The sequence below is a fragment of the Stenotrophomonas aracearum genome, assembly GCF_031834615.1.
Taxonomy (GTDB): Bacteria; Pseudomonadota; Gammaproteobacteria; order Xanthomonadales; family Xanthomonadaceae; genus Stenotrophomonas; species Stenotrophomonas aracearum.
This window is the reverse complement of the sequence record NZ_CP115543.1, coordinates 3341918-3366816: the sequence shown is the minus strand read 5'-3', so window position 1 is coordinate 3366816 and position 24899 is coordinate 3341918. Positions and strand designations below refer to the sequence as shown.

20 protein-coding genes are annotated in these 24899 nt (G+C 68.7%); 16 read left to right on the top strand and 4 right to left on the bottom strand.

Features of this window, described 5'->3' with window-relative positions; genetic code table 11:
* Positions 1–10: 10 nt before the first annotated feature.
* On the bottom strand, positions 11–2431 hold the full coding sequence (locus PDM28_RS15205; protein ID WP_311182692.1) for a penicillin-binding protein 1A: 2421 nt from the start codon (positions 2429–2431) through the stop codon (positions 11–13).
* A gap of 224 nt (positions 2432–2655) precedes the next feature.
* Here PDM28_RS15205 and PDM28_RS15200 point away from each other — a divergent pair, with 224 nt between their 5' ends.
* The 13 genes from PDM28_RS15200 to tkt all read left to right on the top strand — a co-directional run bounded on the left by PDM28_RS15200 (position 2656) and on the right by tkt (position 18189).
* Positions 2656–3714, top strand: a complete 1059-nt coding sequence (locus PDM28_RS15200) for a pilus assembly protein PilM (protein ID WP_038686523.1) — start codon at positions 2656–2658, stop codon at positions 3712–3714.
* Positions 3714–4535: a PilN domain-containing protein gene (locus tag PDM28_RS15195; RefSeq protein WP_311182691.1), complete on the top strand. Its 822-nt coding sequence runs from the start codon at positions 3714–3716 to the stop codon at positions 4533–4535. The genes PDM28_RS15200 and PDM28_RS15195 overlap by 1 nt, the downstream gene beginning before the upstream one ends.
* Positions 4532–5203, top strand: a complete 672-nt coding sequence (locus PDM28_RS15190) for a type IV pilus inner membrane component PilO (RefSeq protein ID WP_070207394.1) — start codon at positions 4532–4534, stop codon at positions 5201–5203. Before PDM28_RS15195 ends, PDM28_RS15190 begins: the two co-directional genes overlap by 4 nt.
* Positions 5204–5238: 35 nt before the next feature.
* Entirely contained in the window at positions 5239–5736 is a 498-nt protein-coding gene (locus PDM28_RS15185; RefSeq protein WP_425507672.1) for a pilus assembly protein PilP, read from the top strand.
* Positions 5737–5756: 20 nt separating this feature from the next.
* Complete coding sequence (locus tag PDM28_RS15180; protein ID WP_311182689.1) at positions 5757–7736, top strand: type IV pilus secretin PilQ; 1980 nt, start codon at positions 5757–5759, stop codon at positions 7734–7736.
* A gap of 138 nt (positions 7737–7874) precedes the next feature.
* Positions 7875–8906, top strand: a complete 1032-nt coding sequence (locus tag PDM28_RS15175; RefSeq protein ID WP_311182688.1) for an AAA family ATPase — start codon at positions 7875–7877, stop codon at positions 8904–8906.
* A gap of 7 nt (positions 8907–8913) precedes the next feature.
* Complete coding sequence (locus tag PDM28_RS15170; protein ID WP_311182687.1) at positions 8914–9840, top strand: DUF58 domain-containing protein; 927 nt, start codon at positions 8914–8916, stop codon at positions 9838–9840.
* The gene (locus PDM28_RS15165) at positions 9837–10298 is read left to right on the top strand and encodes a DUF4381 domain-containing protein (RefSeq protein ID WP_311182686.1); all 462 of its coding nucleotides are present in this window, start codon (positions 9837–9839) and stop codon (positions 10296–10298) included. The genes PDM28_RS15170 and PDM28_RS15165 overlap by 4 nt, the downstream gene beginning before the upstream one ends.
* Positions 10298–11302 carry a vWA domain-containing protein gene (locus tag PDM28_RS15160; protein WP_425507671.1) on the top strand — a complete coding sequence of 335 codons (1005 nt, stop codon included), beginning with the start codon at positions 10298–10300 and terminating at the stop codon, positions 11300–11302. The genes PDM28_RS15165 and PDM28_RS15160 overlap by 1 nt, the downstream gene beginning before the upstream one ends.
* Positions 11299–13026, top strand: a complete 1728-nt coding sequence (locus PDM28_RS15155; protein WP_311182684.1) for a VWA domain-containing protein — start codon at positions 11299–11301, stop codon at positions 13024–13026. The genes PDM28_RS15160 and PDM28_RS15155 overlap by 4 nt, the downstream gene beginning before the upstream one ends.
* Positions 13023–14717 carry a BatD family protein gene (locus tag PDM28_RS15150; RefSeq protein WP_311182683.1) on the top strand — a complete coding sequence of 565 codons (1695 nt, stop codon included), beginning with the start codon at positions 13023–13025 and terminating at the stop codon, positions 14715–14717. Before PDM28_RS15155 ends, PDM28_RS15150 begins: the two co-directional genes overlap by 4 nt.
* Before the next feature lie 61 nt (positions 14718–14778).
* Positions 14779–16101 carry a dicarboxylate/amino acid:cation symporter gene (locus PDM28_RS15145; RefSeq protein ID WP_102945185.1) on the top strand — a complete coding sequence of 441 codons (1323 nt, stop codon included), beginning with the start codon at positions 14779–14781 and terminating at the stop codon, positions 16099–16101.
* 78 nt (positions 16102–16179) lie between these two features.
* A complete protein-coding gene (tkt, locus tag PDM28_RS15140; protein ID WP_311182681.1) occupies positions 16180–18189 on the top strand; it encodes a transketolase in 2010 nt (669 codons plus the stop codon).
* Between the two features lie 792 nt (positions 18190–18981).
* Here tkt and PDM28_RS15135 read toward each other — a convergent pair.
* Positions 18982–20934 (bottom strand): acetyl-CoA hydrolase/transferase C-terminal domain-containing protein, encoded by a 1953-nt coding sequence (locus PDM28_RS15135; RefSeq protein WP_311182679.1) that lies wholly within the window; start codon positions 20932–20934, stop codon positions 18982–18984.
* A 125-nt stretch (positions 20935–21059) separates the two neighbouring features.
* Here PDM28_RS15135 and PDM28_RS15130 point away from each other — a divergent pair, with 125 nt between their 5' ends.
* The 3 genes from PDM28_RS15130 to PDM28_RS15120 are packed head-to-tail and all read left to right on the top strand — an operon-like array spanning position 21060 to position 23213.
* Positions 21060–21425: a BlaI/MecI/CopY family transcriptional regulator gene (locus PDM28_RS15130; protein ID WP_311182678.1), complete on the top strand. Its 366-nt coding sequence runs from the start codon at positions 21060–21062 to the stop codon at positions 21423–21425.
* On the top strand, positions 21418–22662 hold the full coding sequence (locus PDM28_RS15125) for a TonB family protein (RefSeq protein WP_311182677.1): 1245 nt from the start codon (positions 21418–21420) through the stop codon (positions 22660–22662). The genes PDM28_RS15130 and PDM28_RS15125 overlap by 8 nt, the downstream gene beginning before the upstream one ends.
* Positions 22659–23213, top strand: a complete 555-nt coding sequence (locus PDM28_RS15120) for a hypothetical protein (protein ID WP_311182676.1) — start codon at positions 22659–22661, stop codon at positions 23211–23213. Before PDM28_RS15125 ends, PDM28_RS15120 begins: the two co-directional genes overlap by 4 nt.
* Positions 23214–23222: 9 nt before the next feature.
* On the opposite strand, the gene PDM28_RS15115 is transcribed toward PDM28_RS15120, so the two are convergent.
* Entirely contained in the window at positions 23223–24029 is an 807-nt protein-coding gene (locus tag PDM28_RS15115) for an MBL fold metallo-hydrolase (RefSeq protein ID WP_311182675.1), read from the bottom strand.
* Positions 24030–24039: 10 nt separating this feature from the next.
* On the bottom strand, positions 24040–24855 hold the full coding sequence (locus PDM28_RS15110; protein ID WP_102945192.1) for a S1/P1 nuclease: 816 nt from the start codon (positions 24853–24855) through the stop codon (positions 24040–24042).
* Positions 24856–24899 lie beyond the last annotated feature (44 nt).

Sequence of the window (24899 nt, the reverse complement as noted above, 5' to 3'; positions counted from 1 at the left end):
CCGGGCGATCTCAGAAAATGTCGAACGCTGCGTCGTCAGCCTGCTGGGTCTGGGTGTTGAAGTCGTACTCGGCGAGCTTCTCCATGTCCTCCACCTTGACCCATTCGGTAGCGCCGTTGAGCGTGGCCTGCACCATGCCCGTCGGCGGCTCGTTCTGCGCCACCGGGGTGTCCTTCATCGCCACCCGCATGTAGTCGATCCAGATCGGCAGTGCCGCACGGCCGCCGTATTCGCGGTAGCCCAGCGAACGGAAGTCGTCGCGGCCCACCCACACGGTGGTGACGTACGGGCCACCGAAACCGGAGAACCAGGCATCGCGGTGGTCGTTGGTGGAGCCGGTCTTGCCGCCCACGTCCTCGCGGCCGAGCACCTTGGCCGCGGTGCCGGTACCGCGCTGGACCACGTCGCGCATCATCGAGACCAGCTGGTAGGCGGTGCGCGCATCGATCGCCCGCGGCGCAGTGCGGGCGTTGGGGTCGACCGGCACCACCGGCGCGGCGGCCTGCTCGGGTGCGGGCGCACCGGCCGGGGTCGGCGCGGCGGCCGCGCCGAAGTTGAAGCCGTCCACCACCTGGCTGACCGGCGCGCCGCCGCTGGTGCCGACGCACTCGCGGCAGGCCCGGGCCGGGTTTTCCTTGAAGACCAGGTTGCCGTCGCGGTCGCTGACCTGGTCGATCAGCCAGGTATCCACGCGCGAACCGCCGTTGGCGAACACCGCATAGCCGCGTGCCACCGACAGCGGGGTCAGCGACGCGGTGCCCAGCGACATCGACAGGTTCGGCGGCAGCTCGGCCTCGGCGAAGCCGAACTCGCTGATGTACTTGCGTGCGTACTCCACGCCCATGCCATCGAGCAGGCGTACCGACACCAGGTTGCGCGACTGCACCAGCGCCTCGCGCAGGCGCATCGGCCCGCGGAAGCCGCCGCCGTCGTTCTGCGGCTGCCAGGTCTTGCCGCGGCGGTCGCGGAACACCACCGGGGCGTCCAGCACGATCGAGGCCGGATTGAAGCCCTTGTCGAAGGCGGCCGCGTAGATGAACGGCTTGAAGCTCGACCCCGGCTGGCGGCGCGCCTGGGTGGCGCGGTTGAACTTGTTGCCGGAGAAGCTGAAACCGCCCACCAGCGCCTTCAGCGCACCGCTCTGGGCGTCCAGCGAGACCAGCGCGGACTGGCCGCGCGGAATCTGGTCCAGCAGCCACTGGCCTTCCTTCTCGCCGGTGCGCACGCGCACGATGTCGCCACGCTGGACCAGCTTGCCCGGGGTCTTGTTAGTCCACTTGGCCGCCGAGGCCGGCAGCACCACCTCGGTGCGGTTGGCCAGCACCACCGTGGCGCTGCCGTCGGCGCCGGTGGAGGCCACGATGGCCGGCAGCAGCCCGGACTGGGCGCTGATCCCGCGCAGATGGGCCGCCAGCGCCGCCGCATCGTCGCCCGCGCCCAGTGCGACCTGCTGCTCCACGCCGTGCCAGCCATGCCGGTGGTCGTACTGCAGCAGGCCGTCGCGCACCGCCAGGTTCGCCGCCGCCTGCATCTCGGCGTTGATGGCGGTGGTGACGTGGTAGCCCTTGTTGAGCACGTCCCCGCCGAAACGGGCGATCATTTCCTGGCGGACCAGCTCGGCCACGTACGGGGCGTCGACCTGCACCGGCGGCTCATGCGCGGTCGCGTGCATCGGCACCGCCTTGGCCGCGTCGGCCTCGGCCTGGCTGATGAAGCCCAGGTTGGCCATGCGCTGCAGCACATAGAAGTCGCGGCGTTCGCGGGCGCGCTCGGGGTTGCTGATCGGGTTGCCGCTGGAGGGGAACTTGGGGATGCCGGCCAGCGAGGCCATCTCGTCCAGGTCCAGCTCGGCCAGGGTCTTGCCGTAGTAGAACTGGGCCGCCGCGGCCACGCCGTAGGCGCGGTTGCCGAAGAAGCTCTTGTTCAGGTACAGCTCGAAGATCTCGTCCTTGCTCAGTTCCTGCTCGATCTTGCGCGCCAGCAGGATCTCGGCCAGCTTGCGCGTGTAGCTGTACTCCGAGCTCAGGAAGAACTGCCGGGCCACCTGCTGGGTGATGGTCGACCCGCCGGGGACCCGCTTGTCGTTGGTGGTGGCCAGCAGCCAGACCGCGCGGGCGATGCCCTTGTAGTCCACCCCGCCGTGCTCATAGAAGCGGGCGTCCTCGGTGGCCAGGAAGGCCTGCTTGAGGCGCTCGGGGACCTGCTTCATGGTGATCGGGGTCCGCCTGGACTCGCCGAACACCGCCATCAGCTGGCCGTCGGCCGCATAGACGTACATCGGCTCCTGCATCTCGATGTCGCGCAGGGTCTGGACGTCCGGCAGCCGCGCGGAAATGGCGTAGTACAGGCCGCCGGCGACCGCTGCGCCGATCAGGGCCAGGACCAGGAAAACCACCAGCATCCAGCGCAGCCAGCGTCGAAGACGAGTCATCAGTGACAGATTCCGATTGCGAATTTCGTGGCCGCAGAGTATAGATTACGCAAGGGAACGGCTGGGGTTGTTCCCGGGGAGAGCATTTCGGTGACCGTCAGGGGACGGGCAAAGCGTGCGCTGTTGCGCGTTTTGGACGTTGGCTGTTGCCATTTGCAAAAAAAACGTTATTAATGCGCGGACGCAGGTTATGCGTTCAAGTGCCCGTCGGCAGGGGAGAAACCGTGGGGCTTATCCCAAAAAGCCAGTCGCCGCTCATCGGCGTCGACATCAGTTCGACTGCAGTAAAGCTTCTGCAGCTTTCCCGCAGTGGCAATCGTTTCCGTGTGGAACATTACGCTGTGGAACCACTTCCGCCGAATGCGGTGGTGGAAAAGAACATCGTGGAAGTGGAGGCCGTGGGTGAGGCCATCCGCCGCGCGGTGAACCGTTCCGGTACCAAGGCCCGGCATGCCGCCGCGGCCGTGGCCGGCTCTGCGGTCATCACCAAGCTCATCCCGATGCCGGCCGACCTGGACGAGAACGACATGGAAGCCCAGGTCGAGCTCGAAGCGGTCAACTACATCCCGTACCCGATCGAGGAAGTGAACCTCGACTTCGAGGTGCTCGGAGCGATCCCCAACAACCCGGAAATGGTCCAGGTGCTGTTGGCGGCCTCGCGCTCGGAGAACGTGGAGCTGCGCCAGTCGGCGCTGGAACTCGGTGGCCTGACCGCCCGGGTGATGGACGTGGAGGCCTTCGCGGTCGAAAACGCCTTCGCCCTGGTTGCCAGCGAACTGCCGATCGCCAGCGATGGCGTGGTCGCGCTGGTCGACATCGGCGCCACCATGACCACCCTGAACGTGCTTCGCGGCGGGCGCAGCCTGTACAGCCGTGAGCAGGTGTTCGGCGGCAAGCAGCTGACCGACGAGGTCATGCGCCGCTACGGCCTGACCTACGAGGAAGCCGGCCTGGCCAAGCGCCAGGGCGGGCTGCCGGAAAGCTACGAGATGGAAGTACTCGAGCCGTTCAAGGAAGCCACGGTCCAGCAGATCAGCCGCCTGCTGCAGTTCTTCTACGCAGGCAGCGAGTTCAACCGGGTCGACCACATCGTGCTGGCCGGCGGTTGCGCGGCGCTGGCCGGTCTTCCGGAAATGGTGGAAGAGCAGTTGGGCGTGGCGACCGTGGTGGCCAACCCGCTGGCGCAGATGACGCTGGGCCCGAAGGTGCAGGCACATGCCCTGGCCCAGGACGCCCCGGCGCTGATGATTGCCACCGGGCTGGCGCTGAGGAGCTTCGACTGATGGCAAGAATCAATCTATTGCCCTGGCGCGCCGAACGGCGCAAGCAACGCCAGCGCGAGTTCATGACCATGCTGGGCTTCGCCGCCATCGCCGGCGTCGTGCTGTCGGCGCTGATCTGGTTCTACTACGACCGCCAGATCAGCGGCCAGGAAGATCGCAACACGTTCCTGCAGACCGAGATCGCCAAGGTCAAGGAGCAGAACAAGGAGATCGACCGACTGGACCGCCAGCGCGATCGCCTGCTGGCCCGCAAGAAGGTGATCGAACAGCTGCAGGCCAAGCGTTCGCAGATGGTGCACCTGTTCGACGCGCTGGTCCGGACCATCCCCGATGGGCTGGTGCTGACCGCGCTGAAGCAGGAAGGCGACATCCTGACCCTGGAAGGCCGTACCCAGTCCAACGCCCGGGTCAGTGCCTACATGCGCAACCTGGAAAGCTCGGGCTGGATGACCAAGCCGGAACTGTCGGTGATCGAAGCCCGCAAGCCGGAAGAAGAGAAGGACAAGGTGGTGGGCCCGGTCGCGGACATCTCGGCACTGCCGTACGTGTTCGTGGTCAAGGTGACGCTGCCGGCACAGAGCGAAGCGGTCGACGGCCTGGCGCCGGACGGCAGCGCGGTCACGCCGGGTGCTGACCCGAATGCCGCACCGGCCACCGCGCCGGCCGTGGCACCGCTGGCCCCGGCACCGGGCACCGCTCCGGCACCTGCTGATGCACCGACGCAGGCGCCGGCCGCACCGGCACCCGCTGGCAGCCGCATCGTTCCTGCCCCGGCCACGCAACCGGCGGCGTCCAGCGCGCCGCAGAAGGGGGCCGCATGAGCAAGAAAGTCAACATGAAGGACCTGGACTTCAACAACATCGGCAGCTGGCCGCAGCAGGCCAAGATCGTCTTCTGCGCGCTGCTGTCGCTGCTGATCATCGTCCTGGCCTGGTTCGTCCTCATCAGCGGCAAGCGCGAAGAGCTTGAGACCCTGGAACGCACCGAAGTCGGCCTGCGCGCGGACTTCGAGAAGGAACAGGGCCGCGCGGTCAACCTGGAGCCGCTGAAACAGCAGCTGGCCCAGATGGAGCAGGTGCTGCAGCAGATGCTGCGCCAGCTGCCCAGCAAGACCGAAATGCCGGACCTGATCATCGACATCTCGCAGACCGCGTTGTCCAGCGGCCTGGTCAACGAGCTGTTCCAGCCCGGTGAGGAAGTGCCCAAGGAGTTCTACGCCGAGAAGCCGATCGCCCTGCGCATGGTGGGCAGCTACCACCAGTTCGGTGCCTTCGTCAGCGGCGTGGCCTCGCTGCCGCGCGTGGTCATCCTGACCATGCACGACATCAACCTCAAGCCCAAGGACCCCAAGACCGGCATCACCGCACGCAGTGGCGCGCTGGAGCTGTCCGGTACGGTCAAGACCTACCGGTACCTGGACGACGTGGAAATGGAAGCGCAGGAAAAAGCCGCTGCCCAGACCGCCGCTGCGAACGGAGGCAAGCCATGAACCTTGCCCGTACCGCACGGCTCTGTGGCCTGCTGATGCTGGTCCTGCTGGCAGGCTGCGCACGCAGCATCACCAGCACGCCCGGCGATGCGCCCAACCTGGAAAAGTGGACCGCCGACGTGCGTGCACGTCCGGCACCGCCGCTCGAACCGCTGCCGGTCATGCAGCAGTTCGAGACCTTCGAGTACTCCGCACAGGGCATGCGTGACCCGTTCACCGACGCCTGGGCCAACCCCCAGGCCGGTGGCTCGGGACTGCGCCCGGATCCGAACCGCCGCAAGGAGCCGCTGGAAGCCTTCCCGCTGGACGCCTTGGACATGGTCGGTTCGATCGGCAATGGTGGCGGACTGGTCGCGCTGGTGATGGCACCGGACAAGGTCACCTATCGGGTGCGTCCGGGTGTCTACATGGGGCAGAGCGATGGTCGCGTGACCGGGGTCTTCGAAGACCGGATCGAACTGATTGAACTGGTGCCGGATGGCGCGGGCGGCTGGCTGGAACGGCCTGCATCGATCGCGCTTGAAGATCAATGAATGATTATGGGGATAGCACGATGACCTTTTCCAACGCCATGCTGCAGCGCTCCGTCCGGCGCCCGAAGCTGATCCACCTGTGCGCGCTGGGAGTCGCGCTCATGGTGGCCAATGGCACGCTGCTGGCGGCCACGCCGGCCGCAGCGGCAACCACCCAGGGGGCCGGCGCCACGCCGGCCGTCGCACCGGCTTCGCTGGCGGTGTCCAAGATCGACTTCAAGCGCGGTGAAGACGGCAGCGGCCGCCTGATCCTGCAGTTCGACGGTGCCGGCGCCAACCCGGACCTTCGCACCCAGGGCAACAGCGTCGTGGTCGACATCGGCAACGCGACCCTGCCGGACACCCTGCAGAAGTCGATCAACGTCGTCGATTTCGCCACCCCGGTGCAGCGCATCGACCCGAAGCCGTATGGCGGCGGTACCCAGCTGGTGCTCAACACCAGCACCGCGTTCGAGTCGCTGGCCTACCAGACCGGCAACGAGTACGTGGTCGAGATCAGCCCGCGCAAGAGCGCTCCTGCCACCGGTGCGATCACCGCGACCACGGTGACCCAGGCGGCTGCGGCGGTTGCCCAGCGCGGGTACAGCGGCAAGCCGGTGACCTTCAACTTCCAGGACGTGCCGGTGCGCACCGTGCTGCAGTTGATCGCCGAAGAGTCCAACCTGAACATCGTGGCCTCCGACAGCGTCGCCGGCAACGTCACCCTGCGTCTGGTCAACGTGCCGTGGGACCAGGCACTGGACATCGTGCTGCGTGCCAAGGGCCTGGACAAGCGTCGCGAAGGCGGCGTGATCTGGGTCGCGCCGCAGCCGGAGCTGGCCAAGTTCGAGCAGGACAAGGAAGACGCGCGCATCGCCATCGACCAGCGCGTGGACCTCGTCACCGAATACGTCCAGATCAACTATCACAACGCCGCGCAGATCTTCAAAGCGCTGACCGAAGCCAAGGGCATCGGCGGCAGCAGCGGCGGTGGCGGTGGTGGCGGTGGTGGCAGCACGTCGCAGGAAGACAGCGGCTTCCTGTCCTCGCGCGGTCGCCTGGTGGCCGACGAACGTACCAATACGCTGATGATCAGCGACATCCCGAAGAAGGTCGCGCGCATGCGCGAGCTGATCAGCGTGATCGACCGCCCGGTCGACCAGGTGCTGATCGAAAGCCGCATCGTGATCGCCACCGACACCTTCGCGCGTGAACTGGGTGCCAAGTTCGGCATCACCGGCAGCCGCGACAACGTGTACTTCAGCGGCAACACCACCACCAACCACAGCAACATCACCAGCGACGGCGAAAACGCCACCGAGTACCAGGAAGCGCTGAACGAGTGGGCGGCAGGTGGCGGTACCGGTCCCGTGCCGGTGCGCCCGCCGCGCACCATCAACACCGGTGGCCTGAACTGGAACCTGCCGGTCGCAAGCACCCTCAATCCGGGTTCGCTGGCACTGTCGATCCTCAACGCCGGCTACCTGCTGGACGTGGAGCTCTCGGCCATGCAGCAGGAATCGCGTGGTGAGGTGATCTCCAACCCGCGCGTGGTCACCACCAACCAGCGCGAAGCGGTGATCAAGCAGGGTAAGGAAATCGGCTACGTCACCATCACCGGTGGTACCGGCGGCCAGGCAGCGACCCCGAACGTGCAGTTCAAGGAAGTGCTGCTGGAACTGAAGGTCACCCCGACCATCACAAACGACAACCGCGTGTTCCTGAACATGTCGGTCAAGAAGGATGAAGTCGAAAGCTACATTGTGCTGGAAGGCTACGGCCAGGTGCCGACGATCAACCGCCGTGAAGTCAACACCGCGGTGCTGGTCGACGATGGCCAGACCGTCGTGATCGGTGGCGTGTACGAGTTCACCGACCGCAACAGCGTCAACAAGGTGCCGTTCCTGGGCGACGTGCCGTTCCTCGGCAACCTGTTCAAGAAGCGCAGCCGCAACAAGGACAAGGCCGAACTGCTGGTCTTCGTCACCCCGAAGGTGCTGCGCGTGGCCAAGACCAACTGAGTCCTGCCACCGGAGTACAGCGAAAGGGCCGCCACCGTGCGGCCCTTTTCGCGTTCAGGCAATCTTGATCCCGCAGCCGGGCCGGGCCTGCCATCATGGGTGCGGAACCTTACGCCTGTCGCGTGGTCAGATGGACCCATGAACCTGCCACCCCCCATGCCCGCACCCGACCCCACGCCCGTTGCCCCGACCCCGGAGTACGACCGCCTGCACGACGGCTTCCGCGCACTGCGCACGGCGCTCTCGGCCGAGATCGTCGGTCAGGACGCGCTGGTCGAACGCCTGCTGACCGCGCTGCTGGCCGACGGCCACCTGCTGGTCGAAGGCGCGCCCGGCCTGGCCAAGACCACCGCCATCCGCGCCCTCGCGGCGCGGTTGGAGGCCGATTTCTCCCGCGTCCAGTTCACCCCCGACCTGCTCCCGGCCGACCTGACCGGCACCGAGATCTGGCGCCCGCAGGAAGGCCGCTTCGAGTTCGTCCCCGGCCCGATCTTCCACCCGATCCTGCTCGCCGATGAAATCAACCGCGCCCCGGCCAAGGTGCAATCGGCACTGCTGGAGGCGATGGGCGAACGCCAGGTCACCGTCGGCCGGCACACCTACGCGCTGCCCAAGCTGTTCCTGGTGATGGCCACCCAGAACCCGATCGAGCAGGAGGGCACCTTCCCGCTGCCCGAAGCGCAGCTGGACCGTTTCCTGATGCACGTCCGGATCGGCTACCCCGATTCCACCGCCGAAGCCGAGATCCTGCGGCTGGCGCGCGAGCGCGCCCGCGACGCCTTGGGCACGCCTGCCCCCGTCCCGTCGCGGATGCCGCTGGACGATGTGTTCGCCGCACGCCGCGCGATCCTCTCGCTGCACATGGCGCCCGCACTGGAGCGCTACCTGATCGAACTGGTGCTGGCCACCCGCGACCCGGCACGCTACGACCCGGCGCTGGCGCGTCGCATCGCCTGGGGGGCAAGCCCGCGCGGCTCGATCGCGCTGGAGCGCTGCGCGCGTGCCCGCGCCTGGCTGGCCGGCCGCGACTTCGTCACCCCCGACGATGTGCGCAGCGTGGCGCCCGATGTGCTGCGCCACCGCGTGCTGCCCAGCTACGAAGCCACCGCCGAAGGCTGGGACGGCGAACGCCTGGTGGCCGAACTGCTGGCCCGCGTGCCGGTGCCCTGAGCCCGTCATGCACGGTCCCGACCACACCCCGGCCACCGCGCTGGCAGGCGATGGCGTGCAGCCGAGCCTGGCCGAGCTGGTGGCGCTGCGCGGCAGCGCGCACCGGCTCGCACCGGCGCGGCGTGGACGCCTGGCCCACGCCGGCCAGGCGCCGTCGCCGATGCGTGGGCGCGGCATGGAATACGCAGAGTCGCGCGAGTACGTACCCGGTGACGACGCCCGCCACATCGACTGGCGGGTGACCGCGCGCACCGGCCGTGCCCACACCAAGCTGTTCCAAGCCGAACGCGAACGCCTGACCCTGCTGGTGGCCGACACCGACCCGGTGCTGTACTTCGGCACCCGCGTGCGCTTCAAATCGGTGCAGGCCGCCCGCGTCGGCGCGGTCGCGGCATGGCTGGCACAACGCCAGGGCGACCGCCTCAGCGCCCTGCGCGGCAGCCGCAGCGAAGCGCCGATCGCACCCGCCGGTGGCACCCGTGGCGTGCTGCGCGTGCTCGACGCCTTGACCCGCTGGTATGCGGCGCCGCCCGCCGACGACGCCGGCCTGGACAGCGCACTGCAGCAGGCCGCGCGCGTGCTTCGACCCGGCGCCCGGGTGGTGGTGCTGGCCGATCCTGCACGCGCGGCCGCCATCGACATTCCGCGCTGGACCGCACTGGCCATGCATCACGAAGTGCAGCTGATGCTGCTGGCCGACCCGCTCGAACTGGCGCCGCCCGACGCCGTGCTGCCGTTCCTGTCGCAGGGACGCCCGGTGGTGCTCGACCTGCACGACAGCGCCGTGCGCGCGCACTGGCATGCGCGCTTCGTTGAACCGCTCGAAGCGCTGCAGCGCAGCCTCGGTGCGCGCCGCATCCAGGTGCACGTGGTGAGTACCGACGACGCCAGCGACTGCTGGCTGGGCCCGCTGCCGTCGGCGGTAGTGGCATGAGCACGGCTACCTCGCTGCCGCTGCGCGACGTGCACCTGCCCCCGTATCCATCGTGGTGGCCGCTGCCGCTGGGCTGGTGGCTGGTGCTGGGCGTGCTGGCCCTCATCGTGCTGGCGCTGTGGGCCTGGCGCGCGCTGCGTCGCCGTCGCGAGCGGCGCTGGCTGCAGCTGTTCGACACCACCGTCGAGGGCGCCGCGCCGGGCACCGCCCAGGTGGCGGCCATCGCCGAGCTGCTGCGCCGTGCCGCGCGCCGTCGGCAGGCCGGTGCCGAGCTGCTGCAGGGCCAGGCCTGGCTGGAATTCCTCGATGCCCCCGGCAGCCGTGCATTCTCCGACGGCGACGGACGCCTGCTGCTGGACGGCGCCTACCGCCCCACGTTGGCCCCCGACGAGGTGGACCGGCTGCGCAGCCTGGCGCGGGCGCGCTTCCTGACCTTGATCAGCGGGCGCGCACGATGATGCCGCAGAGCCTGGTCTCGCTGTTGCCGTGGCTGGACGACCTGGCCTGGCCATGGGCGCTGCTGGCGCTGCCGTTGCCGTGGCTGATGCGCTGGTGGCCGCGTAGCGCGGCCGCCGGGCCCGCGCTGCGCGTGCCGTATGCCGCCGGTGCGCTGGCCGACCTGGGCCAGGCCCACGGCGCAGCCGCCTGGCGCATCGGCCGGCTGCTGCCGTGGCTGGCCTGGGCCTGCCTGTGCGTGGCGCTGGCCCGACCGCAACAGCTGGGCGAACCGATCGCACCGCCGCAGCAGGGCCGGCAGATGATGCTCGCGGTCGACGTCTCCGGCAGCATGAGCGAGCCGGACATGTCCCTGGGCAACCAGATCGTGCCGCGCCTGTCCGCCGCCAAGGCCGTGCTGGCCGACTTCCTGGACCGCCGCGCCGGCGACCGGGTCGGCCTGCTCATCTTCGGCGAGCGCGCCTACACGCTCACCCCGATCACCGCCGACCTGACCACCGTGCGCAACCAGCTCACCGACAGCGAGGTCGGCCTGGCCGGCCGCGATACCGCGATCGGCGACGCCATCGCGCTGGCGGTCAAGCGCCTGCGCGAGCAGCCCGAAGGCCAGCGCGTGCTGATCCTGCTCACCGACGGAGTGAGCAATGCCGGGGTGCTGCCGCCGCTGCGTGCGGCCGAGCTGGCCAAGGCCGAAGGCGTGCGGGTGTACCCGGTGGCGTTCGGTGGCGACGGCGGCATGAGCCTGTTCGGCGTGCAGATCGCGGCAGGGGAGGATCCGGTCGACGAAGCCACCCTGCGCCGCATTGCCGAGCTCACCGGCGGGCGCGCCTTCCGTGCACGCAACACCGACGAACTGGCCGGCATCTATGCTGAGCTGGACCGCTTGGAACCCATCACCGCCGCCGGTGCCGCGGTGCGCCCGCGCATCGAGCGTTACGGGTGGCCGCTGGCGCTGGCGATGCTGCTGGGCGCACTGGCCTGGCTGCTGCCAAGGCGCTGGGCATGAACCTGATGAATGTACCGCTGCACCTGGCACGCCCCGAGGCACTGTGGGCGCTGGCCGCGCTGCCGCTGATCGCGCTGCTCTGGCACTGGCGCCGGCGTCGCAGCAGCGTATGGCGGCACAACGTCGACGCGCACCTGCTGCCGCACCTGCTGGTCGCCGGCGGCCGGCGCGCATGGGGCGGCCTGCTGCTGTTGCTGCTCGGCTGGACGCTGGCCGTGCTGGCGCTGGCCGGCCCGGGCTGGCGGCAGCTGCCGCAGCCGTTGTGGCAGGCGCCGGCCCCGCTGGTGGTGGCGCTGGACCTGTCCTCGCGGGTCACTGCCACCGATCTGCCGCCGTCGCGCCTGCTGCAGGCACGGGCCAAGCTGGCCACCCTGCTGCGCGAGCGCAGCGGCGGCGAGCTGGCCCTGCTGGCGTATGCCGATGACGCGTATACGGTGGCGCCGTTGACCGGCGACCGCGCCAATGTGGCCTTGTATCTGGACGCCCTCGCGCCGGACGTGATGCCGCGCGATGGCCAGCGCGCCGACCGCGCCATCGAAGCGGCCGTGCTGTTGTTGCAGCAGTCCGGCGCCAAGGGCGGCGACATCCTGCTGCTGACCGACCGCGCCGACGACGCGGCACGTGCCGCCGCCGCGTCTGCACGTGCGCAGGGCTTCCAGGTCTCGGTGCTGGGGCTGGGCACGCCGTCCGGCGCCGCCTACCGCAGCAGCGACGGACGGATCGAACGCGCCCAGCTGGAACCGGGCAGCCTGCGTGCGCTGGCCGATGCCGGCGGCGGCCACTACGCCGCCGTGGCCAACGACGACGGCGACCTGCGTGCGCTCGGCGTGCTCACCCCGCGCAGCAGCGCCGGCGAAGGCCAGAGCCGGCAGGGCGAAGGCATGGCCTGGCGCGATGAAGGCTTCTGGCTGCTGCCGCCGTTGATGCTGCTGTCGCTGTGGGCCTTCCGGCGTCGTGGCCTCGCCGCCGTTGCACTGCTGTGCGTGCTGCTGCCGCTGGCCGCGCCGGCGCCCGTGCACGCGGCCGAACGCTCGCTGTGGCAGCGCGACGACCAGCGCGACCAGCAGCGGATTGCCGCCGGCGTCGATGCCTATCGTCGCGGTGACTTCGCGGCTGCCCAGCAGCAGTTCGAAGGCATCGAGGGGCCCGAAGCGCACTACAACCTGGGCAACGCGCTGGCACGCCAGGGCCAGTACGACGCCGCCATCGCCGCCTACGACGATGCGCTGCGCCAGCGCCCGGGCATGCCCGATGCGGTGGCCAACCGTGCTGCCGTGGACGCCGCGCGCAAGCGCAAGCCGCCGCAGGGTGGGGGCCAGCAGCAGAACCAGAAGAACCAACAGAACCCGCAGAACCAACAGAACAAGAACCAGCAGAGCCCGCAGCAGCAGAAGCAGGACCCGGGCAAGCAGGGCGACCAGGGCCAGCCGCAGACCGGGCAGGGCAACGCACAGCAGAAAAACGAGCCCGGCAAACCGGACCCGGCCGAGCAGGCGCGCGCCGACGCCGCGCAGCGCCAGCGCATGGACGAGGCGATGCAGCGCCAGCAGGGCAAGGCCGACCAGACCCCGGCGCAGCGCGCACAGGCCAACGAAACGCCGCAGCAGCGCGAGCAGCGCCAGGCCGTGGAGGCCTGGATGCGGCGGGTGCCGGATGATCCGGGCAGCCTGCTGCGGGCCAAGTTCCAACTGGAAAACGAACGCAGGAAACGGGAAGGACCATGAACCCAGCAACCTCCACGCGGCTCGGGTGGCGCGCCTGCGTCTGGCTGCTGCTGTGCGTGAGCGGCGTGGCCAACGCGCAGACCCGGGCCTGGCTGGACCGTGATGCGATCAGCGACACCGAAACGGTCACCCTCAACATCGAGTCCGACGGTGGCGCGCCCGATTACACGCCGCTGCAGGCCGATTTCGAACTGAGTGGCCAGACCAGCAGCCGCCAGGTGCAATGGAGCAATGGCGCGATGCAGTCGCGCTCTCTGTATGGTGTGGCGCTCACGCCGCGCCGCAGCGGCGTGCTGACCATTCCGTCATTGCGGGTCGGCAACGTGCTGACCGCGCCGATACCGCTGACGGTGTCGGCCAGCAGCGGCGCATCGGCCGCGGTGCCGGGCAATGCCAAGGCCTTCGTCGAAACCGAAGTGGACGACGCCAACCCCTACGTGCAGCAGAGCGTGGGCGTGGTGGTGCGTCTGTATTACGCCTCGCAGCTGCTGTCGGGCGAGCTGGGGTTCGACGCGCCGGAAGGCGCCTCGCTGCAGCGGGTGGGCGAAGACCGCAGCCTGGTCCGCGAGGTCAACGGCCGTCGTTACAACGTGGTGGAGCGCCGCTACCTGCTGATTCCCGAGCGTAGCGGCCCGCTGGTGCTGAAGGGCGCGCGCTTCGAAGGGCGTAGTGCCGGCGGCTTCTTCGATGACCTGTTCGGCGGTGACGGCCGGCTGCGCGCCAACGCGCCCGACCGCACCCTGCAGGTCCGCGCGCAACCGGACGCGGCGCCGCAGCCGTGGCTGCCCCTGCACGACCTGCGCCTGCGCTACACCGCCGCGCCCACCCACGGGCGCGCCGGTGAAGCGGTCACCGTGGTGGTCGAAGCGGTCGCCGAAGGCGCCACCCGCGCGCAGTTCCCGGAACTGCCGCCGCTGGATGTCGGCCCCGCCGCGCAGGTGTTCGCCGAGCCGCCGCAGTACGACGAGACCTTCAATGGCGGCACCCCGCGCCTGACCCTGACCCGGCGCTACTCGGTGGTGCCGCGCCAGCCCGGCACCCTGGCCATTCCCGGCCCGCGCATGGGCTGGTGGGACGTGCGCGCCGGGCAGGCACGCACCGCCACGCTGCCCGACCTGCGCGTGACCGTGGCCGAAGGCGCGCCGGGCACCGCGCCGGCGCCGGTGGCGCTGGACACCACCTCGGCGCTGCCCGGAGCCACGGCGCCCACGGGCGACAGCGTCGCCCTGGGCGGCAGCGCCCCGGGCGGTCCGCCGTGGGGCTGGATCGCTGCAGCCGTGGGCTTCGCCGCGCTGTGGCTGCTGACCCTGGCTTGGGCATGGCGCCGCCGCCGCGCGCCTGCGGCCGTGGGCGGCGGTCCGCTCGCCGAGGCCGCACCGACCGCCGGCCGGCCCTCGCGCGCCGAGCTGCGCCGCGCGCTGGATCAGGACGGACTGGATGACATCGTCGCGCTGCTGGCGGCGATGGGCGGGATCCGGGGTGGCCTGGAGGCGGTGCTGGCGCAGCTGGCCGACCCGGCCCAGCGGCAGGCCCTGCAGGACCTGCAGGCCGCGCGCTGGAGTGCCGATGGCGGCGATGCGGGCCAGGCCCGGCAGGCGCTGCGCCGTGCCTTCCATGACGGACCGCACTGGCAGCCGGCGCCGGCCGCGTCGAATACTCCGTTGCCGCCGCTGTACCCGCCGTCCGGCTGAAGCGGGCGGGATGGCCGGCTTTGCTAAGCTCTTTTACTTATCTTCAAGGAATGCCGCTCCGATGACCGACGCCGCAACACCCCGGCAGAAGCTGCCACTGCACTGGAAAATGGGTATCGGCTTCGGGCTTGGCCTGGTGCTTGGGCTGATCGTGCACGCCATTGGCGGCGGCATTCCGTGGCTGCCCGACGCTGCGCGCGCGGTCATGACCTACGTGACCACGCCGCTGTCGGGCCTGTTCCTCAACCTGATCTTCATGCTGATCGTGCCGCTGATCTTCTCGGCGCTGGTGATGGGCGTGTCGGAAATGGGCGACATCCGTTCGCTCGGCCGGATCGGCTGGAAGACCCTGGCCTACACCGTGCTGCTCTCGGGCGTGGCGGTCGGCCTGGGCCTGGTGCTGGTCAACCTGCTCAAGCCGGGCGTGGGCGTGGACCCGGCCATGGCCCAGCAGCTGCTGCATGAAAACGTCGAGCGCAGCCGCGAGATCGTGGCCAACATCGGCGAGCAGCCCAAGGGCATGGACATGCTGCTGTCGATCGTGCCGAGCAACGTGCTGGCGGCGGCGTCGAGCAATGGCGCGATCCTGTCGCTGATGTTCTTCGCGCTGATGTTCGGCATCGGCATGGTGCTGTCCCCGGACGAAAAGACCGCGCCGCTGCGCAAGGTGATCGAAGGCGTGTTCGAGGTCTCGATGACCCTGATCAACCTGGTGATCCGCTTGGCGCCGTACGCGGTGGCCTGCTTCATGTTCAACCTGGCGGCGATCTTCGGCTTCGACCTGCTGATCCGCCTGGGCGCGTACGTAGGCGTGGTGGTGCTGGCGCTGGGCCTGCACATGGTGGTGAGCTACGGCGTGGCCGTGTGGCTGTCGGGCCGTTCGCCGATCGCGTTCTTCCGCGACACCCAGGAAGCAACGGTGATGGCGTTCTCCACCGCCTCCAGCAATGCCACCCTGCCGACCGCGCTGCGCGTGGCTGACCAGATGGGCCTGCCGCAGAAGGTCTCGCGCTTCGTGCTGACCGTGGGCGCCACCGCCAACCAGAACGGCACCGCGCTGTTCGAAGGCGTGACGGTGATCTTCCTGGCCCAGTTCTTCGGCGTGGACCTGAGCATCACCCAGCAGTTGATGGTGATGGTGGTCTGCATCCTGGGCGGCATCGGCACGGCCGGCGTGCCGTCCGGTTCGCTGCCGGTGGTGGCGATGATCTGCGCCATGGTCGGCGTGGACCCGATGGGCATCGGCCTGATCCTGGGCGTGAACCACTTCCTGGACATGTGCCGCACCGCGCTGAACGTCACCGGCGACCTGGCCCTGACCACGCTGGTGGCCAAGGGCGAAACTGAAGAAAGCCCGGTGCCGGGGACGTCTTCACACGCCTGACCCGCCTGACCCGGCGGGTGGACTATGGGACAATGGGCGGCCCGCAGCTTCGCGGCCGCCTCCCGACACCCCTGAATCATGACGCAGCCCACCCGCCGCCAGTTGGCCAACGCCATCCGCTTCCTTGCCGCTGATGCGGTCGAAACCGCCAAGTCCGGTCACCCCGGCATGCCGATGGGCATGGCGGACATCGCGGAAGTCCTCTGGAACGACTATCTCCGTCACAACCCGAACAACCCGAAGTGGTTCAACCGCGACCGCTTCGTGCTGTCAAACGGCCACGGCTCGATGCTGCAGTACGCACTGCTGCACCTGAGCGGCTACGACCTGCCGATCGAGCAGCTCAAGCAGTTCCGCCAGCTCGGCAGCAAGACCGCCGGCCACCCGGAACACCACGAAACCCCCGGGGTGGAGACCACCACCGGTCCGCTCGGCCAGGGCCTGGCCAACGCGGTGGGGTTCGCGCTGGCAGAGAAGCTGCTGGCGCAGCGCTACAACCGTCCGGAACACGAGATCGTGGACCACCGCACCTGGGTGTTCCTGGGCGACGGCTGCCTGATGGAAGGCGTGTCGCATGAAGCGGCGTCGCTGGCCGGCACCTGGGGCCTGGACAAGCTGGTCTGCTTCTGGGACGACAACCACATCTCGATCGACGGCAACACCGAAGGCTGGTTCACCGACAACACCCCCGAGCGTTTCGAGGCCTATGGCTGGAACGTGGTGCGCGGCGTCGATGGCCACGACCCGGACAGCATCAAGGCGGCGATCGAAAGCGCGCTGTCGCAGTCGGACAAGCCGACCCTGATCTGCTGCCGCACCACCATTGGTTTCGGTTCGCCGGGCAAGGCGGGCAAGGAATCGAGCCACGGCGCGCCGCTGGGCAAGGACGAGCTGGAAGCGACCCGCAAGCAGCTGGGCTGGAACTACGGTCCGTTCGAGATCCCGGAAGAGATCTACGCGGGCTGGCGTGCGGGCAGCACCGGCACGCTGCGCCAGGCGGAGTGGGAGCAGCAGTTCGACAAGTACGCGGCGCAGTTCCCGGCCGAAGCCGAAGAGCTGACCCGTCGTTCGAACAGTGAGCTGCCGGCCGATTTCGTGGCCAAGGCAGACGCGTACATCGCGCAGGTGCAGGCTGAAGGCCAGACCATTGCGTCGCGCAAGGCGTCGCAGCTGGCCATCGAGGCGTTCGCGCCGCTGCTGCCGGAACTGGTCGGCGGTTCGGCCGATCTGGCGCACTCGAACCTGACGCTGTGGAAGGCGAGCAAGTCGGTCGCGACGGATGATCCGAACGCGAACTATGTGTACTACGGGGTGCGCGAGTTCGGCATGACCGCCATTGCCAACGGCCTGGCGCTGCACGGCGGTTTCATTCCGTTCGATGCGACCTTCCTGGTGTTCAGCGATTACGCGCGCAACGGCGTGCGCATGAGCGCGCTGATCCCGGCGCATGCGATCCACGTGTACACGCACGATTCGATCGGCCTGGGCGAAGACGGTCCGACCCACCAGCCGGTGGAGCACCTGGCGTCGCTGCGTTACATCCCGAACAACGATGTGTGGCGTCCGTGCGATGCGGTGGAGTCGGCAGTGAGCTGGAAGGCGGCGATCACCCGCCAGGACGGCCCGAGCTGCCTGGTGTTCAGCCGTCAGAACCTGCCGCACCAGCAGCGCAGCACCGAGCAGGTGGCGCAGATCGCGCGCGGTGGTTACGTGCTGGCCGAGGCGGAAGGCGGCGTGCCGGACGTGATCCTGATCGGCACCGGTTCGGAAGTGGGCCTGGCGATGACGGCCAAGGCGGAACTCGACGCAGCCGGGATCAAGACCCGGGTGGTCTCGATGCCGTCCACCGACGTGTTCGAGCGCCAGGACGCGGGCTACCGTGAGTCGGTGCTGCCGAACGCGATCCGCAACCGCGTGGCGGTGGAAGCCGGCGTCACCGGCTTCTGGCGCCAGTACGTGGGCCTGGACGGCGCCGTGGTAGGCATCGACACCTTCGGCGCCTCGGCCCCGGCCGACGCGCTGTACAAGCACTTCGGCATCACCGCCGAGCACGTGGTGGCGGCAGCCAAGGCCCAGCTGGCGAACTAAGCGTTCGTCACTGACGCGAAAGGCAACGGCGCTTCCCGAAACGGAAGCGCCGTTTTTTTTGGTATTTGCGGTAGTGCCGGCCGCCGGCCGGCTCCCCCGATTGCATGCGATCCGTAGAGCTGGGCTCTGCCCAGCTGCTGTTGGATTCGGGCGAACAGCCGTGGGTTGCGAGGTTTCCCTGGTCAGGGCCGTCGGGTGCGGGTTTGTGGGGGACGCCGTAAATACATCCATGTAGGCTCATCGCCGCATCCATGCGGCTCGTGCCCCCTCAAACCCACCCCCGCCGACCCTCCGACAGTGCCTCGGAGGCCACAGGAAAAGCCGGTGTGCCGACCGATGGTCGACACGAATGCGTGCTTTGACGGTTTACGGGGGACACGCATGGCATGTCACTACGAGGCGGGGCACGCTCCGGTAGGGTTGGTTCCCAAACAACCGCCGTGAAATCGCCCGCGTCCGGTAACGCATGGAAATCGAACGAAACCCCATGTCGGCCGAAGGCCGACATCGGCGTTTCCCGTGGCCATCGGCCAACTGTCAAAGGGTCGACCGGGGTCGGTTTGCGGGGGACTCGTCGCCATGGATGGCGTCCGCGTAGCCTACACGGACGTACTTGCGGCGACCCCGCAAACCGGCACCGGGCGGCCCAAGCCAGGGAAACGGTGCACACTGCAGCTGTTCGCCTGAATCCAACAGCAGCTGGGCAGAGCCCAGCTCTACGAGATTGCATGCAATCCGTGGAGCCGGCCGGCGGCCGGCACTACCCGTGCACGATTCAATGGGTCGCACGCTTTACGCCGTACGCGCCAACCCCAACCGCACCAACCGTGCTTCCAGCTTCTCGCCAATGCTGGAGGGCGCATCCAAGCCCATCCGCTGCAGGTACACCACGTCGCCATCGCCAGCCGGCTGGGTCAGCGCCGCCAGTACCGTGCGCATTTTCGCACTCCGTGTCTGCGTGTTCTGCTTCAACCACCCCAACGCCTTCACCAGGTGCTGCTCCACCTCGGTGAAATCGCTGCCCAGTGGGTAGTCGGGCAGGGCGCCCGACTGCCGGAACGGCGCCAGCGCCGCGCTTACGGCGGCCTGTGTATTGCGGCGCGCCCAATGTTCCGGCGCGACAAAATCACCGGCCAGCTTCTTCGACGCCTTCGCCGTCTGCAGCAACCCCGCCTGGAAACCCGCATCCGTAATCGACGCCATCCCGATCACGCAATCCTCGTCGGTCAGGTTGCGCAGATCCGCGATGCCGTACTCGTTGATGTAGAGGTCGCGCAGATGGCGCGGAATCGTCGTGTGCCCGTAATTCCAGCGAACATTCGACTGCAGTCCGCCCTTGTCCTCGCGCACCGCGCGGAACATCAGCGCACTGCGTGCCTCCGGCAGCGCATGCGCCATCGCCACGAAGTTGTACTGCCCGCCCACGCCCGACACCACGCGGCCGTCCTCCAGCGCGTCCGACACCGCCGCACCCAGCGCCGTTGCCATCATGCAGGAATTGAAGAAGCGCGCATGCCGTCGTTGCAGCCGTTCCAGCGCCTCGTTGCCGCCGTACAGCTGGTTGATCTCGCTGATCCGGCGCATCCCGATCGCCCGCGACTCCTCTTCCGGCAGCTCGCGCAGCCACTCGTAGAACTCCGGCGAACCCAGGTAGAACGCCCCATGCAGGTACTCGCCTTCCGCCTCCAGCGTCGCGTGGTCGATGGTCAGCGTGCTGCCGCTTTCGATCCGCTCCATCAGTGCCAAGTCGTCGTGCACCTTGCGCCGGATCACTCCCGTCTGCACCAGCCGCCGGAAGCCCTCGTTGAGCATCTCGCTGCAGCCGTACAGACCTACCTCGAACGGCTCCAGCCCACCGCATTCCAGCACCGTCGGATTGCTCGCCAACGTCGGATCCAACGCATGCAGGATCTGCCGGTAGCGCGCATTGTCCGTATGGCGCAGCACCAGCGCATGGCTGATCGCATCGGCCAGCGTCCCGATCCCGATTTGCAGCGTGCCACCGTCGCGGACCAGCGCGCTCGCATACAGCCCGATCGCATAGTCCGCATCGCTCACCGGCTGGCGCGGCAGCCCGAACAGCGCCGGGTACGGTGCCGGCGGCGTGATCACCAGATCGAAGAACGACACATCCACCGTCGCCGTGCCGCCCAGGTAGGGCAGCTGCGGATCGATCTCCGCGATCAACAGCGGACGCGGCAACCCGCGCGCCAGCATCGCCTCGATCGTGTCCTGCGTGATGTCGTTGTTGCACGACAGCGACAGCCTCCGGTCGTCCGGACGCATCGCCACCTTCTGCACGATCGCGTGCGGCGCGCGCTGCGCCACCGCGTCCGCCGCATGCGTGTAATTCAAGCTTGTATAGCCGCGCTGCGCCTGCGACGAATTCAGCAGCGCCCCCGACTGCATGTAGAACTCCTCCACCTGCACATGCGCCGGCAAACGGTCGCGCAGCATCGCATCGGCGTAGGCCAGGCGCGGGAAATCCTCGCCGAAGTGGCGCGCCGCGAACGGCCCCATGAAGCGCGCCTCCAAGCCGTTGCCGCCCGGCTTGGGCGGGTTCAACGACAGCGCCGTGTAGATCTGCAGCGGCCGCGACGGATCGTTCTCCACCCGCGCATACAGCGCGTTGAGCAGCCGGTGCGGCTTGCCCAGTGCCAGCGGCGCACCGATGCGCAGCGGCCCCTCCACGCGCTGCAGCAACCAGTCGGTGGCGGCGTCCAGGTCGGTGAGGTGCTCGGTCATGCGGTGCGTTCCTGCAAAGGCTTTCGGGCATTACAGCATTTCCGGTTTGAACGGCTCTCGACACGGGGGCTTGACACCGGGTTGGATTACGCGCGTAATCGGTCCGTCGATTACGGATGTAAATGATGAGCCAGATCAGCGAAGCCGAGGCCGTTGTCATGGAAGTGCTCTGGAACCGGCACCCGCTGGGCGCCGACGACGTGGTTACCGCCCTGGCCGACCGCGACTGGGCCGAACCCACCATCAAGACCCTGCTCAATCGCCTGCTCACCAAGGGCGCCATCAGCGCCAGCCGGGACGGGCGGCGCTATCTCTACTCGCCGGTGCTGCAGCGCCAGGCCTGGGTGGCCGAACAGAGCAGCGGCCTGCTCGACAAACTGTTCGCCGGCCGGGTCGCCCCGCTGGTGGCGCATTTCAGCCAGCGTGGCGAACTCAGCGCGCAGGACATCGCCGAGCTCAAGAAGCTGATCCAGGAGCTCGACCATGACTGACATGCTGCACGGACTGCTCCAGGCCAGCGGTTGGGCCACGTTGGCGGTGCTGCTGCTGGGCGCGGTGCGGCCACTGCTGCAGCGACTCGGCGGCGCCGCGCTGGTGTATCGCAGCTGGTGGCTGCTGCCGCTGGTGCTGATCGCGCCGTTGCTGCCTTCGCCCGTCCCCGCGTTCACCGACAGCGCGCCGCTGCTCGCACTGGGAACGGTACTGCACGTGGCCGTGGTGCCCACCGATGCGGTGCTGTGGCCGACCCTGTTGATCGCGCTCTGGGCCGCCGGCGCGGCATGTGTAGCGCTTGCGCAATGGCGCGGCCAGCGCCGGTTCGAACGCGCCCTCGGCACGCTGCAACCGCGCGCCGACGGCAGCTGGCAAGCCAGCGCCGACCCGGGCCTGCCGGCGCTGGTCGGCCTGCTCGACCCGCGCGTGGTGGTCGGCCCCGATTTCGACCAGCGCTTCGCGCCCGTCGAGCGCGACCTGATCCTGCAGCACGAACACCAGCACCGCCGGCATGGCGATCACTGGGCCAACGCCGCAGTGGCCCTGCTGCGCTGCCTGTTCTGGTTCCATCCGTTGTTGCCGTGGGCGACGCGCCGCTTCCTGTTCGACCAGGAGCTGGCCTGCGACGCGCGCACGGTCGACCCGCATCCGGCCCTGCGCCGGATTTACGCCAACGCCCTGCTCAAGGCGCAGTTGGTCCACCCGGTTGCGCCCATGGCCTGCCACTGGCGCAGCCAACCGATGTTGAAGGAGCGGATAGGCATGTTGAAGGAACACAAGCGAAATGTAGTGCCGCGGTGGTCGGGCCAGCTGCTGGTGCTGGGGTTGTGCGTGGGCATCAGCACGATGGCGTGGGCCAGCCAGCGCGCAGCCGACACGCAGACGCGCATCACCGCAGAACCTGCCGCCGGGACGGACGGTTCGAGCTCGCCAGACGCGGCCACCGTCGGCGCCCAGGCGAAACTGATGTCGCCGCCGGCCTACCCGAAGAGCGCCTTCGAGCAGAATATTTCCGGCAAGGTCGTGCTGCGCGTGAACGTGGATGCCGAAGGGCGTACCTCCGGCGTGAGCGTCATCAGCTCCACCCCGGCCGGGGTGTTCGACGCCGTCTCGATCGCCGCCGCCCAGAAGTGGACGTTCGAACCTGCGCGCAGGGATGGCAAGCCGGTGGCGTCCGCGCTGCAGATCCCGCTGACCTTCGCGCTGGACCAACCCGAGCCGGCGCCCGCGCCGTGAGGGCGGCCTACGGCGCCCTGCTCCTGCTGCTGGCTGGCTGCGCCAGCCAGCCGGCCGCGACCCGGGTGGAAACCCGCGCCGAGAATGTCGGCTACCAGCGCCTGAAGATGGACGCGGCCGGTGGCGCCGGCGCCGTGCAGGCGTACACGCTGCAGCCCAGCGAGGGTTATCGCATGCCGCAGCTGTACGCCGGACCGGACCCGGTGGTGGGCGACCGCGACCCGCGGCGGGAACTGGCACCGACCACGGTGTGCCTGCAGGTCGTGGTGGATGCCGAGGGCAGGGTGGAGCGTAGCGCGCCCGTGGCCGAACGCAGCGACTGTGCGGCGGGCAACGCGGTGGAGAACCAGGTGTTGGTGGCTGCCGCGCAGGAAGCGGTGGCGGCATGGCGATACCTGCCTGCGGCGGTATGTCATTTCGCTGTGGGTACCACCCCGCGCGATCCGGGCGACTGCAGCGATGCCGAACGCATCGAGCCGGTGGCCGTCAGCCTGTTCTACGCCTTCACCTTCGAGATGGTGAAAGGCGAGCACATCGTCCATCGGCGGTAAACCGGGCCATCAAGGTTTCGCGCCGCCCTGCAGGTTCGCCTTTACCGAGGGATGCATCAGCTTCGGTTCCGGCAACGTCGCGTCCCGCGCCTGCCGGGTCGCAACGAATTCCGCTTCGCTCACCCCGTCGCGCAGGTGGATGTTGCGGGCGCGCTGTTCGCCGATGGTGGTCTCGTTGGCCACCGCGCGACCACCCGGGCCGTAGTCGTGGCAGATGAACACCCGGGTGGCGTCGGGCAGCGCCAGCAGCCGTTGGATCGAGCGGTACAGCAGCGCGGCATCGCCGCCCGGGAAATCGCAGCGGGCGGTGCCGCCGTCGGGCATGAACAGCGAATCGCCGGTGAACAGCGCATCGCCGATGCGATAGGCCACGCTGTCGCTGGTATGCCCGGGAACGGCGATGACCTCTGCCGCAGCATCCCCCAATGCAAATGTTTCGCCGTCGGCGAACAAATGATCGAACTGCGACCCGTCGGTGGGCACGTCCAGCGCATAGCGCGGCGCGAACGTACGCTGCACCTCCACGATCCCCGCGCCCATTGCCAGTGCCGCCTGGGGCCACTGCTGCTTCAGCCAGCGCCCGGCGCTGACATGGTCGGCGTGGGCGTGGGTTTCCAGCAGCCAGCGAACGTCCAGTGCCTGTTCGCGCACGTGCGCCAGCAGCGGCTGCAGCGGCCCGGCACCCAGCGCATCGGTGTCCGGGTCGTAATCCAGCACCGGGTCGATCACCGCCGCCTGCCGCGTTGCCGGGTCATGCACCACGTAGCTGAAGGTGTGGCTGTCGGGGTGGAAGAAACTGGCAACGTGCAGCGTCATGGCGGTGGCCTCAGGGTTTACCCAGCGTGTCGTTGAGCAGCACCGCCAGGCGTTCGCCGGCCAGGCGCAGCTCACGTTCGGCGACCGGCAGGTAGGTCGCGGCGTAGTCCGGGTCCAGCGTACGCTTGGTCGGGTAAACACCCGGTGCAATCGCAATCCGGCAGCTGGCTTCCGCCCACTGCACCGCGTCGGTGTCGATCGCCGAACGCTTGCCGAATTTCGGCTTTGGCAATGCGGCCAGCCGCTTCGTCCAGGCGTCGTCATCGAGCTTCATCGTGTTCAGCAGGCCGCTGTCCCACAGCGAATGCAGGTTGGTACCGCGCCCGTTGAACTGCACCTGGAAATCGTTGCCGCCCTTGTCGTGGCCGTAGCCGGCGTGCATCGGCTGATGGATGTCGCCGACGAAATGGACCACGAACTTCAGCGCCTGCGCGCGTTCGGCATCCGGGCGGCTGCGGTCGCCGAGTATGGCGGTCTGCGTCTTCAGTGCTTCCACCACGCAGTTGCCGTTGCGGCAGTTGCGCTCGACCTCGTACTGGCAATCGTCCTCGCCGATGTTCACGTAGTGCCAGCCGGCCGAGCGCTTGCCCAGCCCCGGGTCCTTGGCGCGCAGTTCATCGGCCCACGGCGCGATCGCCGCCAGGGTCGGAGTGGGTTCGTTGGCCAGCAGGCGGGCCACTTCGGCGCGGGTCTGCGCGGTCAGCCGCGGTTCGGCGACACGGGCCACCAGTCGGTGGCCCTGTGCGCCCCAGGCCAGGGCATCGGTGGAAACCAGGGTGAGCGTGAGCAACAACGCGGAAGAGGAGAGCAGGGAGGCGATTTTCATCCGCCCATTCTAACGACCCACCCGAGGCGGAGCATTTGCCGGAG